General features: G+C 52.7%; 12 protein-coding genes. 1 reads left to right on the top strand and 11 read right to left on the bottom strand.

Features of this window, described 5'->3' with window-relative positions:
* Window positions 1-230 precede the first annotated feature (230 nt).
* Window positions 231-1595, bottom strand: a complete 1365-nt coding sequence (gene accC, locus ACM67E_RS10010) for an acetyl-CoA carboxylase biotin carboxylase subunit (protein ID WP_416191301.1) — start codon at window positions 1593-1595, stop codon at window positions 231-233.
* Between the two features lie 125 nt (window positions 1596-1720).
* Window positions 1721-2179, bottom strand: coding sequence for an acetyl-CoA carboxylase biotin carboxyl carrier protein (gene accB, locus ACM67E_RS10005; RefSeq protein WP_416191300.1), 459 nt, complete (start codon window positions 2177-2179; stop codon window positions 1721-1723).
* A gap of 357 nt (window positions 2180-2536) precedes the next feature.
* Between accB and queA the strand changes: the two genes are divergently transcribed.
* Window positions 2537-3574 (top strand): tRNA preQ1(34) S-adenosylmethionine ribosyltransferase-isomerase QueA, encoded by a 1038-nt coding sequence (gene queA, locus ACM67E_RS10000; RefSeq protein ID WP_416191299.1) that lies wholly within the window; start codon window positions 2537-2539, stop codon window positions 3572-3574.
* Window positions 3575-3714: 140 nt separating this feature from the next.
* Here queA and ACM67E_RS09995 read toward each other — a convergent pair whose 3' ends face one another.
* From ACM67E_RS09995 to ACM67E_RS09955, 9 genes are all read right to left on the bottom strand, one after another.
* Complete coding sequence (locus ACM67E_RS09995; RefSeq protein ID WP_416191298.1) at window positions 3715-5880, bottom strand: polysaccharide biosynthesis tyrosine autokinase; 2166 nt, start codon at window positions 5878-5880, stop codon at window positions 3715-3717.
* Between the two features lie 78 nt (window positions 5881-5958).
* Window positions 5959-6402 (bottom strand): low molecular weight protein-tyrosine-phosphatase, encoded by a 444-nt coding sequence (locus tag ACM67E_RS09990; protein WP_416191297.1) that lies wholly within the window; start codon window positions 6400-6402, stop codon window positions 5959-5961.
* Between the two features lie 24 nt (window positions 6403-6426).
* Window positions 6427-7563, bottom strand: coding sequence for a polysaccharide export protein (locus ACM67E_RS09985; RefSeq protein ID WP_416191296.1), 1137 nt, complete (start codon window positions 7561-7563; stop codon window positions 6427-6429).
* A 75-nt stretch (window positions 7564-7638) separates the two neighbouring features.
* Window positions 7639-9540 carry a polysaccharide biosynthesis protein gene (locus ACM67E_RS09980; protein ID WP_416191295.1) on the bottom strand — a complete coding sequence of 634 codons (1902 nt, stop codon included), beginning with the start codon at window positions 9538-9540 and terminating at the stop codon, window positions 7639-7641.
* A gap of 79 nt (window positions 9541-9619) precedes the next feature.
* Window positions 9620-10795, bottom strand: coding sequence for a DegT/DnrJ/EryC1/StrS family aminotransferase (locus ACM67E_RS09975; protein WP_416191294.1), 1176 nt, complete (start codon window positions 10793-10795; stop codon window positions 9620-9622).
* A 63-nt stretch (window positions 10796-10858) separates the two neighbouring features.
* Window positions 10859-11536, bottom strand: a complete 678-nt coding sequence (locus ACM67E_RS09970; protein WP_416191293.1) for an HAD family hydrolase — start codon at window positions 11534-11536, stop codon at window positions 10859-10861.
* On the bottom strand, window positions 11523-12497 hold the full coding sequence (locus ACM67E_RS09965) for an ATP-grasp domain-containing protein (protein ID WP_416191292.1): 975 nt from the start codon (window positions 12495-12497) through the stop codon (window positions 11523-11525). The genes ACM67E_RS09970 and ACM67E_RS09965 overlap by 14 nt, the downstream gene beginning before the upstream one ends.
* Window positions 12484-13101, bottom strand: coding sequence for a sugar transferase (locus ACM67E_RS09960; RefSeq protein ID WP_416191291.1), 618 nt, complete (start codon window positions 13099-13101; stop codon window positions 12484-12486). Before ACM67E_RS09960 ends, ACM67E_RS09965 begins: the two co-directional genes overlap by 14 nt.
* The gene (locus ACM67E_RS09955) at window positions 13085-14266 is read right to left on the bottom strand and encodes a glycosyltransferase (protein ID WP_416191290.1); all 1182 of its coding nucleotides are present in this window, start codon (window positions 14264-14266) and stop codon (window positions 13085-13087) included. The genes ACM67E_RS09960 and ACM67E_RS09955 overlap by 17 nt, the downstream gene beginning before the upstream one ends.
* Between the last annotated feature and the right edge of the window lie 9 nt (window positions 14267-14275).

Here is a 14275-nt window from a genome sequence, read left to right as displayed (position 1 = left end):
TGAAATCAAATGAGAAAGATACAAGGCAGCAAGGCGCGGACAGTACACATAGTACGGCAGGCCGCAGCCAACGGTACAGGTTTCTTATTTTCGTTCACTATTTTCAGACGGCATTGAATGGAATGCGTTTATTGTAACGGATGCGCACGGCTTGAAAAAGGCCGTCTGAACGGAAAACGAAACCGGAGATTTCTTTTACCTTGTTCAGACGGCCTGATGCTGTGAGCCGGTTATTTATCGGCCAATGCGGCTTTGCGCTGTTCCAGCCATTTTTCCAGATAGTGGATGCTTACGCCGCCTTCGGCGAAGCCCGGGTCTTGAAACAGATCGCGGTGCAGCGGCGTGTTGGTTTTGATGCCGGTAACGGCCAACTCTGCCAACGCCACGCGCATTTTCGCCATCGCCTGTTCGCGGTTTTTGCCGACGACGCAGATTTTGCCGATTAAGCTGTCGTAATTCGGCGGAATGCGGTAGCCCTGATAGATGTGGCTGTCGACGCGGATGCCCAGACCGCCGGGCAAGTGGCAGCTTTCAATCAAACCGGGGCTTGGAATGAAGTTGTACGGGTCTTCCGCGTTGATACGGCATTCAAAGGCATGGCCTTCGATTCGGATGTCGTCTTGAGTGTATTGCAAAGGCAGGCCGCTGGCGATGCGGATTTGCTCCTGCACGATGTCCACGCCGGTAATCAGTTCGGTAACGGGGTGTTCGACCTGTACGCGGGTATTCATTTCGATGAAGAAGAATTCGCCGTCTTCATACAGGAATTCGAACGTACCCGCACCGCGGTAGCCGATGCGTTTGCACGCGTCGGCGCAGGCCTGGCCGATTTTGGCGCGTTCTTCCGGCGTGATGCCCGGAGCAGGGGCTTCTTCGATGACTTTTTGGTGGCGGCGTTGCAAAGAGCAGTCGCGCTCGGCCAAGTAAATCGCGTTGCCGTGTTCGTCGGCCAAAACTTGGATTTCGACGTGACGCGGCTTTTGAAGGTAACGCTCCATGTACACCATCGGGTTGCCGAATGCGGCACCGGCTTCGGTTTTGGTCATTTCGACGGAACGAATCAGGTCTTCTTTTTTCTCGACCACGCGCATACCGCGTCCGCCGCCGCCGCCCGATGCTTTGATAATCACGGGGAAGCCGACTTTATCGGCGATTTTCAGGATTTCTTCGTCATTATCGGGCAGTGCGCCGTCCGAACCTGGTACACAAGGCACGCCGGCTTCAATCATGGCGTGTTTGGCGGAAACTTTGTCGCCCATCAGTCGGATGGTGTCGGCTTTGGGGCCGATGAACACGAAGCCGGATTGCTCGACCTGCTCGGCAAAGTTGGCGTTTTCGGCCAAAAAGCCGTAGCCCGGGTGGATACCGTCGGCACCGGTCACTTCGGCGGCGGCAATCAGCGCGGGAATGTTCAGGTAGCTTTGTGCGGAATTGGCAGGGCCGATGCACACGGATTCGTCGGCCAGCTTGACGTGCAGGCTGTCTTTGTCGGCTTCGGAATGCACGGCGACGGTGGCGATGCCCATTTCGCGGCAGGCACGCAGCACGCGCAGGGCGATTTCGCCGCGGTTGGCGATTAATACTTTTTTCAACATAATGATTTTCCTGTATTTTTCAGACAGCATTTTAAAGGCCATGCCGTCTGAAAATGTTTATGCTTCAAATGTTCCGAAAAAGTTTCAGACGGCCTTTGTCTCCAATCAGGCCGTCTGAAAGCGGATTATTCGATGATAAACAACGGTTCGCCGTATTCGACAGGAGTGCCGTTTTCCACCAGAATTTCTTTGACGACGCCCGATTTCTCGGCTTCGATTTCGTTCATCAGCTTCATGGCTTCGATAATGCACAAAGTATCGCCGGCTTTTACGGTTTGGCCGACTTCGACAAACGGTTTGGCATTCGGGCCGGGGGCGCGGTAGAAGGTGCCGACCATCGGTGATTTCTGGGCATCGGCCAAATCACGGGAAGCCGGTGCAGCGGCAGGAGCGGCTGCCGGCGCCGCAGTCGGAGCAGGCGCAGCAGCAGGTGCAGCCGCGTGTACCGGAGCGGCATAGACAGGCTGGGCGGCTGCGGTGGTGCGGGTGATACGGACTTTTTCTTCGCCTTCGGTGACTTCGATTTCGGCGATACCGGATTCTTCAACCAAATCAATCAGTTTTTTCAGTTTGCGCAAATCCATTTTGGTTCCTTATAGAGGCGGCTTGTGAGACAGCCGTGTTTTGTTGCATGGTTGTATGACTAAAATAGGATGTTCCTGCCGCGCCGCTTTCGCAATGGCGGGGAGGTTGGGAATCGGATACAGGCCGTCTGAAGACGGCAGTTAACCAAGCTATTTTCCCGAAGTTGCAGGAAAATGTCTAGCAAAATATCGAAAAACGCAGGTTTTGACGTTAAATGACGGGAATTGAAATAAGGGGGTAGAGTGGTTTGTTAATAAGAGTACATATTCTAATCGGTTGGTTTTATAGGCAAACAGGCCGTCTGAAAAAAGAAAACATGCGTATAATAACGGCTGTTTTGAATAATGAAAAAAATCATGGATATTTCCGATTTCGACTTTGAATTGCCCGAGAAACTGATTGCGCAGCACCCGCCCGAAGTGCGCGGCAGCAGCCGCTTGCTGGTTGCGTTGCCCGAAATGCCGATAAAGAACGCACGATTCGCCGATTTGTCGGATTATGTTGAACGCGGTGATGTATTGGTGTTTAACAATACGAAAGTGATGAAGGCACGGCTGTTCGGCCAAAAAGCCAGCGGCGGCAAAATCGAGGCTTTGGTCGAGCGCGTATTGGACGGGCAGACTGCCTTGGCACACGTGCGTTCGTCGAAGTCGCCGAAGCCGGGGACGGAGCTGGAGTTTGAAGGCGGAATCAGGGCGGTGATGGTCGAGCGGCAGGGGGAGTTGTTCTGCCTGCGCTTTGAGAGCGACAAAACGGTTTACGAATTATTGGAACAAAACGGCCATCTGCCGCTGCCGCCCTATATCGAGCGTGCGGCGGACGACGAAGACGACAGCCGCTACCAAACGGTTTACGCCAAGCATCAGGGTGCGGTTGCCGCGCCGACGGCCGGCCTGCATTTTACCGACGAATTGCTGGCGGCTTTGAAAGCCAAAGGTGTGGAGACGGCGGAAGTGACGCTGCACGTCGGTGCGGGTACGTTCCAGCCGGTGCGCGTGGACAATATCGCCGACCATAAAATGCACAGCGAATGGTTTGATGTGCCGTCTGAAACGGTGGCCGCGATTGAGGCGGCCAAAGCACGCGGCAATCGGGTTTGGGCGGTGGGTACGACGTCCATGCGCGCCTTGGAGTCGGCTGCACGCGAGACAGGCCGTCTGAAAGCGGGGCAGGGAGATACGGACATTTTCATTACGCCGGGTTATCAATTCAATGTGGTCGACCGCCTGATTACCAATTTCCACCTGCCGAAATCGACGCTGCTGATGCTGGTGAGCGCGTTGTCGGGTATGCAGCATATCCGTGAGGTATACCGCCATGCGATAGAACAGGAATACCGTTTTTTCAGTTACGGCGATGCGATGATTTTGGGCAGGGAAAAGTCGGAAAGTTAATAACATTGGCGGATGATCTGTAAAATGGGATAGCGTTGGGGGTGTATCTGATTTAGGTTAATCCGTTATGTTTTTTAGGTATGGTATGAAGCAAAGGCCGTCTGAAAAATTTTCAGACGGCCTTTGAACATGATGCAACGTTACTTTTTGCCGCTGTCGCGGTTGCTGTAGCCGTAAGCGGCATAGGCATAGTAATCGTGGCTGTTGTTGTGTTCGCGTTTCATGCCGTTGAGGATGACGCCTTTGATGCCGATGTTGCTTTGTTTGAGTCGGTCGGTGCTGATGTCCAACTCTTTTGCAGTCGTATGGCCGTAACGGGCAACCAACAGTGTGGTTCCGGCATGTTGGCCGACAATCGAGGCATCGGTTACCGCCAATACCGGCGGGGTGTCGATAATCACATAGTCAAAATGCGATCGGGCATAGGCGAGCAGTTCGTTGAAACGTCTGTCCAGCAGCAATTCCGACGGGTTCTTCGGATAGCCGCCGTTGCCGATGAAGCTCAAGTTTTCAACCGAGGTGGCTTGGACGGCTTGTGCACCGGAGGCATGGCCGGACAAGATGTCACTCAGGCCGTATTCCGGCTGTAAGCCGAATGTCTGCTCCAAGTAGCCTTTGCGCATATCGGCATCAATCAGCAGCACGCGCTTGCCCGATTGGGCCATGACCACCGCCAAATTGGAGGAGATAAACGATTTGCCGGCTTCCGGCGCGGCGCCGGTAATCATTAAAATGTTGTTCCGTGCGCCCAACATGGAGAAATAAATATTGGTGCGTAAGGCGCGGACGGCTTCCACCGCCATATCCGTGCCTTCTTCCCGGGCCAGCAGATAATTCGGGTGTTTGCCGAGGGATTTGAATTTGTCTGCCGCTTTATCGCGTTTTTGCTGAACCTCCGAATGCGGTACCAGGGCAGTCACTTCCAAATCCAAATCTTCCACCTCTTCGGAAGAGGTGATGCCGTTGAACGCATTACGGCGCAACAGCAACCAGAGTGCGGCCAAGGTGCCGGCACCCAATGCGCTTAACAGGGTAATAATCGTTTTGCGCGGCGCAATCGGTGTTTCTGGAACATAGGCATGGTCAATCACGCGTACGTTACCCTGCGCACTGGCGCGCATGATGTTCAATTCCTGCTGCTTGCTCAATAATTGGACATAAGTCGCCTGATTGGTTTCCACGTCGCGGGTCAGTCGGATGACTTCCTGCTGGGTGTTGGGCAGGTTGGCGATTTGCTGGTTGATTTTGTTTTTGGCGTTTTCCAAAACCGCGAGTTTGTCCAGCACGGCTTTATAGGAAGGGTGCTCCGGCGTGTAGAGTTCGGCCAAACCTGCTTCTTCGGTACGCAGGTTGGTGATTTGCGTTTCGATGCTGGTCAGACTCTCCAATGCGCCTTTGGATTCCAAAGGAATATCCAGCGAACCCGAACTCTGGCGGTAGGCATTGAGCTTGTTTTCCGCTTCTTGCAGGGTTTCTTTCAGACGGGGCAGCTCTTCACTGATAAAGGCCAAACCGCTTGAGGCGACCTGCACGTCGCGCTCGCGGTTTTGTGCGACATAGTTATCGGCAATGCTGTTCAGGACGAGGCTGGTCTGCTTCGGATTGGTGCCGGTGTAAGTCAGGTTGATAATCGGGCTGGTTTTGCCTTTGCTCAACACGGCCAACTTGCTTTTGACATTTTGAATCGCCATCGGTCGGGAGAATTTGGTCAGCACAAATTCCTGTTGCGGGTTGGCCAAAATCCGGTCGATTTTCAAAACCGTATCTTGGTTGATGCGAACGGGTTTGCCGACGCTGCCTGCCACAGAACGCTCGTCGGGCAGGGTCAGTATGAAGGATTTGCTGTCGCGTACGGTCAATATGAATGGTTGGTTGAACCATTCTTCCTGAACCGTGAACGAGCCAACCTTCAATTCCGGTTTCGCCTCACCGCTCAAGTTATGCATGAGCTTGCCGACAATAGGCAGAAATTGCGGCGAAACTTGCTGGTCGAGCTGCAAATCGTCAACGGTCTTGCCCAAGACCATACGGGATTGAACCAGTTCGAGTTCTGCGTCCGAAGGCAGGGGTTCGGTTGAAAAGATGCTGTTGATTTCGGTCAGAATCTGGTTTTGCTTGGTCTCGATTTCCAGCATGGCATCGGCACGGTAGACCGGCGTGGCAGCCAGGCTGTATACGGCGCCCAGTATCCCGCCTGCCAGAACGGCAAGGGCGATTTTATACCGGTGCGTCCAAAGGTGGCGCATATGTTGGCCGATATCGATATCGTCGTTGGCGGCCGTAGCGGATGGGGTCTGTTTCGTCATTGCAAAACTTTCTTTTTTAAACTAAATCAAATAGATAACATAAATTTCTTAGTAAGTGCGGACAACGGCAGGCGGCTCTCACAGGCTGGATCCCGTCAATTTCTCTTCCCAGCTTTGCGCTGCTTCGTCAAGCTGCCGGAAGACGGCTTCGAACATTTCCGGGCTTTGGTTGAAAGGATCGGGCACGGTTTTTTTAGGCAGCCATTGGCCGAACAAAATGGTTTTACTGCGCGCCGACGGAAGAATGTCGGCCACTCTGTCGATTTGCTCCGGTTCCATCACCAGAATCAAATCGGCTTCGTCGCACATTTCGGCAGTCAGCTGGCGGGCGGTATGGCCGGCCACCACAATGCCATGCTTGAGCGCGGTTTTAATGGCCTGCAGGTCAGCGCTTTTTCCCGCCAAAGCCTTGATACCCGCCGAGCTGACGCGGTGGTCGGGCAGCTTTTTCTGCAAAATCCTTTCCGCAGTCGGCGATCGGCAGATGTTGGCATGGCAGACGACTAAAATATTCTTAAACATAAGCAGTCAGCGGTAAAAAACGGATTAATTACCGAAAGTGTTATCCAAAGTATTGACGTTGCTCACGGAGTTGGTAATCAATGAAACCACGCGGTGCCAACGGGCAACCGGTGCAGCGGTAACATAAATCACGTCTTCGGGCTGCAGCTTGAATTCGCTGCCTAAGGCATAGGCGGTGGCATCACGCAGGTTCAGCTGATAGACATGAATCGGTTTTTCCAAATCCTGCGGCGCACGGCGGATGACAAATACGCCGGTTGCGTCGGCATAGTTTTGGTTCATGCCGCCTACGTCACCCAATGCCTGAGTCAGGTTCAAACCGTGGTTGCCGATGGGGAGGGAGGTTTGTCGGCCGACCTCACCCATAATGTACACTTTGCTGTTGCTGCTGTTCGGCACATAAACGATGTCGCCGTTGCTCAGCATATGGTTTTGCGACATATCGCCGTATTGCAGCATATTTTGCAGCGAAACGGTGCGGTCGACGCCGTTATGCGTCCATTTGATGTTTTGGGTGTCGGCATTTTCGGCCATGCCGCCGGCTTGGTTGATGGCATCCAAGATGGTCATCGGTATATTGGTAATCGGCAGTTGGCCGGCCTGCTTGACCGCACCGGCCACGGAAACGCGCTGCGAACGGAATTCGGTCACGTTAATCACCACTTGCGGGTTTTTCAGATAGCGGCGCAAGCGGGAGGTCAGGATGTTTTGCAGTTCATTGATGGTTTTGCCCTTGGCATAAATCGTGCCGATAAGGGGGTAGGAAATATAACCGCGCTCGTCCACCCATGCGCCGCGGCTGACCTGATGGTCTTGCGGGCTGCTTTGCTGGATGGGGGAATTCAAATCCGCATGCGCCCATACCATGATGTTCAAAACATCGCCGTTGCCGAAGCGGTATTGGTAAGCTGATTTCTGTTGTGCCAGCGTCTGATTCGGCCGGGCGGTGACGGCCGGTTCGCGCATACGTTCAATCAGATTCAAGGTAATGGGAAACACAGCTACTCGGCTGTTCAAATTCGTATCGGCCGCCGTTTCGTTTTCACCGTAAACAATGGTTTTGTTTCTGGTTTTCAGCGACGAACCGGGGATGATGGTCGTCGTGCTGCAACCGGTGGCGAAAATGATGAATGACAAGCTGATGAGGGTAAGCTTTTTCATGTGTCGGAATATCCTTGTAAAACTCAAACAGGGTTTGGGAGGCCGTCTGAAACCGGTAAACACGGTTTTAAGTTTTCAGACGGCCTGTCGGTGTTGCGCCCAAACCAAGTCGCAAATATCGTCTTTGGGGTTAAAACCTGTCGGCGCTTCCAGCAGCAGCGCGCGCAGGGCAGGTTGGTTCATTTGCCGGCAGGCGGATTCCATCCGGGTCAGTATGTCATGTAAGTTATCCCAAGGCAGCATCACTTCGTTAGCGGTCATGATGCGCGGATGAGTGGTTTTTTCCACTTCGTCGCCGATTAAGAGTTCTTCATACAGTTTCTCGCCCGGACGCAGGCCGGTGATTTTGATTTCGATGTCGCCTTCGGGATGAAGCGCATCTTTAATCTTTAAGCCGCTCAGGTTGATCATTTGCTTGGCCAAATCGATAATTTTGACCGATTCGCCCATGTCCAGCACAAATACATCGCCGCCTTTGCCCATTGCGCCGGCCTGAATCACCAGTTGCGCCGCTTCGGGAATCGTCATGAAGTAGCGGGTAATGTCTTCATGCGTCAGGGTAATCGGGCCGCCTTCGGCAATCTGTTTCTCGAATACCGGCACCACAGAACCCGACGAACCCAATACGTTGCCGAAGCGCACCATGCAGAAACGCGTGTGCTGGCCGGGTTCGGCGGCTAAGGCCTGCAGGCAGAGTTCGGCCATCCGTTTGCTGGCACCCATGGTATTGGTGGGTCGCACGGCTTTGTCGGTGGAAATCAAAACAAAGGTATCGACATGGGCTTCTACTGCGGCCTGTGCGCAGAACAAAGTGCCGAAAATATTGTTTTGGATGCCTTCGATGGTGTTGAATTCCACCATAGGCACATGTTTGTAGGCTGCGGCATGGTAAACGGTCTCGACACGGTAGGCGTGCATGACGCTGAGCAAACGCTCTTTGTTCTGCACCGAACCCAGCAAAGGCACTACCTCGATGTCCGTCCCCGATTCAGCCTGTTTCTCGCGCAATTCTTTATCGATGCTGTATAAAGAAAACTCGGACAGTTCAAACAACAGCAGTTTGGCCGGACGGCAGCGCAGGATTTGACGGCACAATTCGGAGCCGATCGAACCGCCTGCTCCGGTCACTAGGACGACTTTGCCGCTGATGTCTGCCTGCATCAACTCGGCATGAGGCTCGACCGGATCGCGTCCCAGCAGATCCACCACGGAAATCTTTTTCAGCGAGCTGACTTTGATTTTGCCGTCGACCAAATCTTTCATGCCCGGGATGGTCAGCACTTCGCATTTGTATTTTTCCAAATGCTCGATGATGGTTTTGCGCTCTTCAAGGGTAGAACTCGGAATGGCCAACAGGATTTTTTCAACGCCGTAACGGTCGATTAGGGTTTGGATTTCGGCGGGCGAATAAACAGTCAGGTCGTAAATGACGCTGCGCTGGATGCTTTTGTCGTCGTCAACGAAAGCCACGGCATTGTATTCGCGCACCTGCTTGATGGCTTCCAGCAACTGCCGCCCCGAACGTCCCGCGCCGTAGATAATCACCGGCGTCATCTGTTTGGCATGGCTGTCGGATAAGATGGTGCGCAGAATCATCCGCGAACTGGTCACCAAAACCACTAAAAACAAAAAGTAAACCAACGGCAGCGCAAAGCTCAGCCGCTGCTCGAAAATCAAAATCCCGATGAAAAAGACGGCGGCAGAAACGGCACTGCCAATGACTGCGGAGGCCAGTACGCGCGTGCTGACATAACGCGTCACCGCACGGTAAAGGCCCAATCGGGTAAAGACGACGATGCTTAAAACCGCAGTCACACCAAAAGCCAGCCAGTTGGATGGGTTCAGCCATTCGTCCGAATAATTGAATTTGAGGCTTTGGGCAAACCAAAAGGCGATGAAAATCATCAGCACATCATGAACGACGAAAAGCGTCTTTTTCATGTTGCGCGGCAAGGCTAATAAGGTTTCCAAATTCATATTGGTATTTTCTATCAATAAGCTGCCGGTTATCTGTTTTCAGACGGCCTTCAGGCTGCGAGGCCGTCTGAAAGACATGTTAAACAGTTGCTTCCGTTAAGACTGCTTCAATGTTTTTGCAGCAGAATGCCATTTCTTCTGCGGTCAGGGTAGGGTGTACCAAAAACATCAGGCTGGTTTCGCCCAATTCGACCGCGTTTTTCAAACGTTCTTTCGGACGCCACGGCGTGCCGTCAAATGCTTTTTCCAAATAAACTTCAGAGCAGCTGCCTTGGTAGGCGGGAACCTTGCGCGCATTCAGTTCATCGATGATGCGGTCGCGTGTCCAGCCGTCTTTCAGGTTTTCGGGCTTGATGAAAACATAATATTTGTATTGCGCATGTTCGATGTAGTCGGGTACTTCGACCATGCGGATGCTCTTGAATTTGCCGAATGTTTCGGAAAACAGGGCGGCGTTGGCCTGGCGTTTGGCCGTCCAATCCGGCATGCGTTTGGTTTGGATGCGGCCGATGACGGCCTGCATTTCCATCATGCGCCAGTTGGTACCGAAGCTCTCGTGCAGCCAACGGAAGCCGGGTGCGTGTTCGCGGTGGTAAACGGCATCGTAGCTTTTGCCGTGGTCTTTGTACGACCACATTTTGTTCCATAAATCTTTGTCATTGGTGGTCACCATGCCGCCTTCGCCGCCGGTGGTCATGATTTTGTCTTGGCAGAACGACCATGCGCCGACATGACCGATGGAACCGACGGATTTGCCTTTGTATTTCGCGCCGTGCGCTTGGGCGCAGTCTTCGATGACCCACAGATTGTGTTCTTTTGCCAAGGCCATGATGCTGTCCATTTCGGCAGGCATGCCGGCCAAATGCACGACGATAATGGCTTTGGTGTTCGGCGTTAAGACGGCCTTGACGGTTTCGGCGGTAATGTTCTGGCTGTTTAAATCCACATCGGCAAACACCGGATTCGCGCCTGCCGTCACAATCGAGGACGCAGAAGCCAGGAAGGTGCGTGAAGTCACCACCACGTCGTCGCCCGCACCGATGCCCATGGCTTTCAAAGCAACATCCAACGCCAATGTACCGTTTGACAACGCAATGGCATATTCGGTTCCGATATATTGCGCAAATTCTTTTTCAAATTCGCGGCATTCGTTGCCCGTCCAATAATTGACTTTGTTCGACAGCAAGACGCGCGATACGGCATCTGCTTCTTCTTGGGTGAAGCTCGGCCACGGAGAGAGAGAGGTGTTCAGCATGATATTTGTCCTTGTCCTGCAAAACGGCAGGTTTGAAGTTTTTAAAAATCAGAAGCGGTCGGCTCAGATGTCGAACAAACCGTGCAAATCGCTTAAAGTGTCAATCCAACAATGCGGATGATGGCTTTCGGCAAAATCGTCAGGATGATTCCTGTGGATGTTTTGTGCCGACGGTTTCAGCCCGACGGTCAGCCAGCCCATTGCTTTTGGGGTGACAAAGTCTTTTTTGATGTTGTCGCCGACATAAATAAATTCACGCTTTGCGCCATACTTATCCTGAAGATGAACGAAGCGTTCCGCAGCGGGTTTTTCTGATTGGTATGATTCCGAAATCAGAATGTCGTCAAACAAATCCGCTAAGTCCAGAGCCTGCAGTTTCAGGCGTTGGGTCATGCTCCGGCCGTCGGTAATCAGGGCGGTTGCGGCAAAGTGCCGCGTCAGGTCAGCCAGTGATTCCTTGTCCAAATAAGGGCGGATAACGGGTTGGTGCAAACGGTATTGCCACAATAGTGACTGCTTTTCCGATTCGTTCAGACGGCATAACCGGCAAAGGGCATCCAACCAGCCGTTGTCCTGAAAATTCACTGCCGATTCCAAACTGTCTGCGTCGTACTCAGGGTAGAGCGCGGCAATCGCCCGTATGACGGCACGGATACCGGATACTTTGTATTCGTATTCCGAATACAAAGTATCGTCTAAGTCAAAAACCAATACGGTATCCGCAGGATTAACGGTTTTCATGAACCAGCACCTTGGCATCGTAACGCAGCATCATCAGGTTGTTTTCCCATTGGTCGAAAAACGGAATTTCCTGACCTGTCAGATATTCCCGAATCAGCCAGCCCGGATAGTTGCCGCCGGCCGCATAGGTCAAAGGGAAACCGCCGCCGAAGCGCGGATTGATTTCGACGCTGTAAAATTCTCCGGTTTTGTCGTTGTAGAAAAACTGCGCCGTAATGCAGCCGCGCGTGCCTTCCAAAACGGCCATTTTCTCCACCAATACGTCATACAGACTATTTCGGCGGGTAATGCCTTTGCTCACTTCGCCGGTACGCACTTCCAAGCGTTCGCGAGGAATCACGCATTTCAGACGGCCTTGATTGTCGTAATACATATCGACGGTGAATTCTTTAAATTCATTCACGATGTCAATCAGTTGGCAGAACATCAGTTTGGGATCGGCCATCATGTCGTCGGAAATGTCCGCCTGAGTATCGATCCGTTTCGCACCGATGGCGCGGCTGCCGTCGTAAGGTTTGACAAAGCAGGGCAGCGTCAGATTATGGCGGTCGTAAATTTCAGGCGACTGAATGCCGTATCGGGCGAACAGGTCGGCTGTTTTGCGCTTGTCGCGGCAAAGGGCGATCAGTTCGCTGTCGGACACAATGATGTGGATACCGGCCTCTTGGAAACGCAGGCGTGCGTCCGCCAGCTTCTGCAATTCGGTATCGATGGTCGGAATAATCAGACCGACATGGTTGTCGACGGCGATTCGGAAAATGCTGTCGATGTAGTCGTCCGCTTTAATGGCGGGTACGGCAAAAGAGCCGTCTGAAACATGGCAGGCCGAAGACATGTGCGGGAACATATCCGTGGTCAATACCTTGATGCCGTCTGAAAACTTGGCGGCTTCCGTTTTGAAATCCTGAACCAGCTCGACGCGGCGGCCGGCGGACAAAATCAGAACATTATTTTTTTTCATCGGTGTCATTTCCTGTGAAAAACGGCATGGTGGCTTCTCCTTCTGCGGAAATGCCCTCTTTGATAAATACTTTTTTAACGGTTAAAAACAAAATTTTAATGTCCAGCCAAAGACTGAAGTTGTCGATATACCAAACGTCGTGGGCAAACTTTTCGTCCCATGACAGAGCATTGCGGCCGTTGACCTGCGCCCAGCCGGTTACCCCGGGCTTCATTTCGTGGCGGCGGTTTTGAAAGTCGTTGTACAAGGGCAGATAGCGCATCAAAAGCGGTCTCGGACCGACCAGACTCATGTCTCCTTTTAAGACATTCCAAAGCTCGGGTAGTTCGTCCAAACTGGTGGCGCGCAGCTTGCGGCCGAACGGGGTCAGACGCTCGCTGTCGGGCAGGGGGTTGCCGTCTGAATCGACCGCATCGCGCATCGAGCGGAATTTAATCATTTTGAACGGCCTGCCGTTTTCACCCGGCCGCTCTTGGGTGAAAAAGACGGGTGAACCCAGATTTTTCCTAATCAGATAAATCAGAATCAGGAATACCGGCGACAAAATAATCAGGCCGGCTGCCGAAGCGGTGATGTCGAACAGCCGTTTAATCAGTTTTTTCATTACCCAATCTTTCAATAAGGTTGACGATTTTTCGGTAGGAAACATCCCGCTTGAAGCGGCGGATGATTTCTTCGGATTGTACGGAACCGTTTTTCTGATTCAGGAGGGCTTTGGCCGCACGCACAAAATCCTTCACATTACCTGACTCATAGTTTTCATGCGGAACCAGCGTCAAAACTTCGGCGACTTCGGGATGAATCTGGCTGTTTAACACAGGTTTCTGCAAAGCCATGTAGTCCGAAAGTTTGTTGGTAATCGAAGCGGCCGAATGGGCGTGGATGGGGTTGACCGCAATATCGCATCCTTTGGCCACCGACATCATTTCGGTGTAAGGGATATAGCCGTAAAAGCGGATGGCTTTGCTTTCATATTGTTTGAGTTTCTCCAAATCCGGGCCGCCGCCCATGACGTGCAGCTCTACATTCAGACCTTCGTCCGCCAATTGGCGGATGCCTTTGCAGACGGTTTCCATGTCGTAGCTGAAACTCAATGTGCCCAAGTAAAAAAAGCGCGTTGCGGTCGGGTCGAACTGTTTGGCAGGTGCCGATTCCAACGCCTCGAAGTCGGCGCCGATAAACACCACTTCGCCCGGCGCATCGGGATTGGCCTCACGCGCCCGCCGCAGGTAGGATTCGGAAACCGCCACCAAACCGTCTGCATAGGCATACGCTTTGTCGGCGCGTGCGGCAAACGGAAAATTCCGGTGGCCGATTTTCTTCATGAAAGGCAGCACGGCAGAGAAAGATTCCGGCCACACGTCCTGCACGTCGATAACCATTTTGTATCCCAACCGCTGCTTGAATTTCCCCAAAACCAGGTTGCTGGCGATGAAGGGATAGGCGGAATAAACCAAATCGATGTTGCCGTTTTTTTGGTTTTCGAGCCATTTTTCCAAATTCTTCACAAAGACATGATGGCTTTGCAGGCGTGCGACCGAAACGTTTTTCCGGTAGCCGCGCTCTTCCAGCAGCATCACTCTCAGACGGCCTTGAGAAGCGGTTTCGGCATCTTGAGGCCGTCTGAAAGATTTGTCGTAGTGCTTGAAATTACTGGTAATCAGCAATACGTCATGCTTTTGCGCCAGCAGTTCCGCCAAATACCAAAAGCGGTTGAAATGCGGTTCGGTCGGTAAGGAGCAGTAAGGGGCGACGATGGTAATCTTCATTTTTCAGAC

Source organism: Neisseria sp. CCUG12390 (assembly GCF_047837985.1).
Classification (GTDB): Bacteria; Pseudomonadota; Gammaproteobacteria; order Burkholderiales; family Neisseriaceae; genus Neisseria.
Note: the sequence above shows the minus strand (reverse complement) of the source record. Positions and strands in the feature narration are given on the sequence as shown.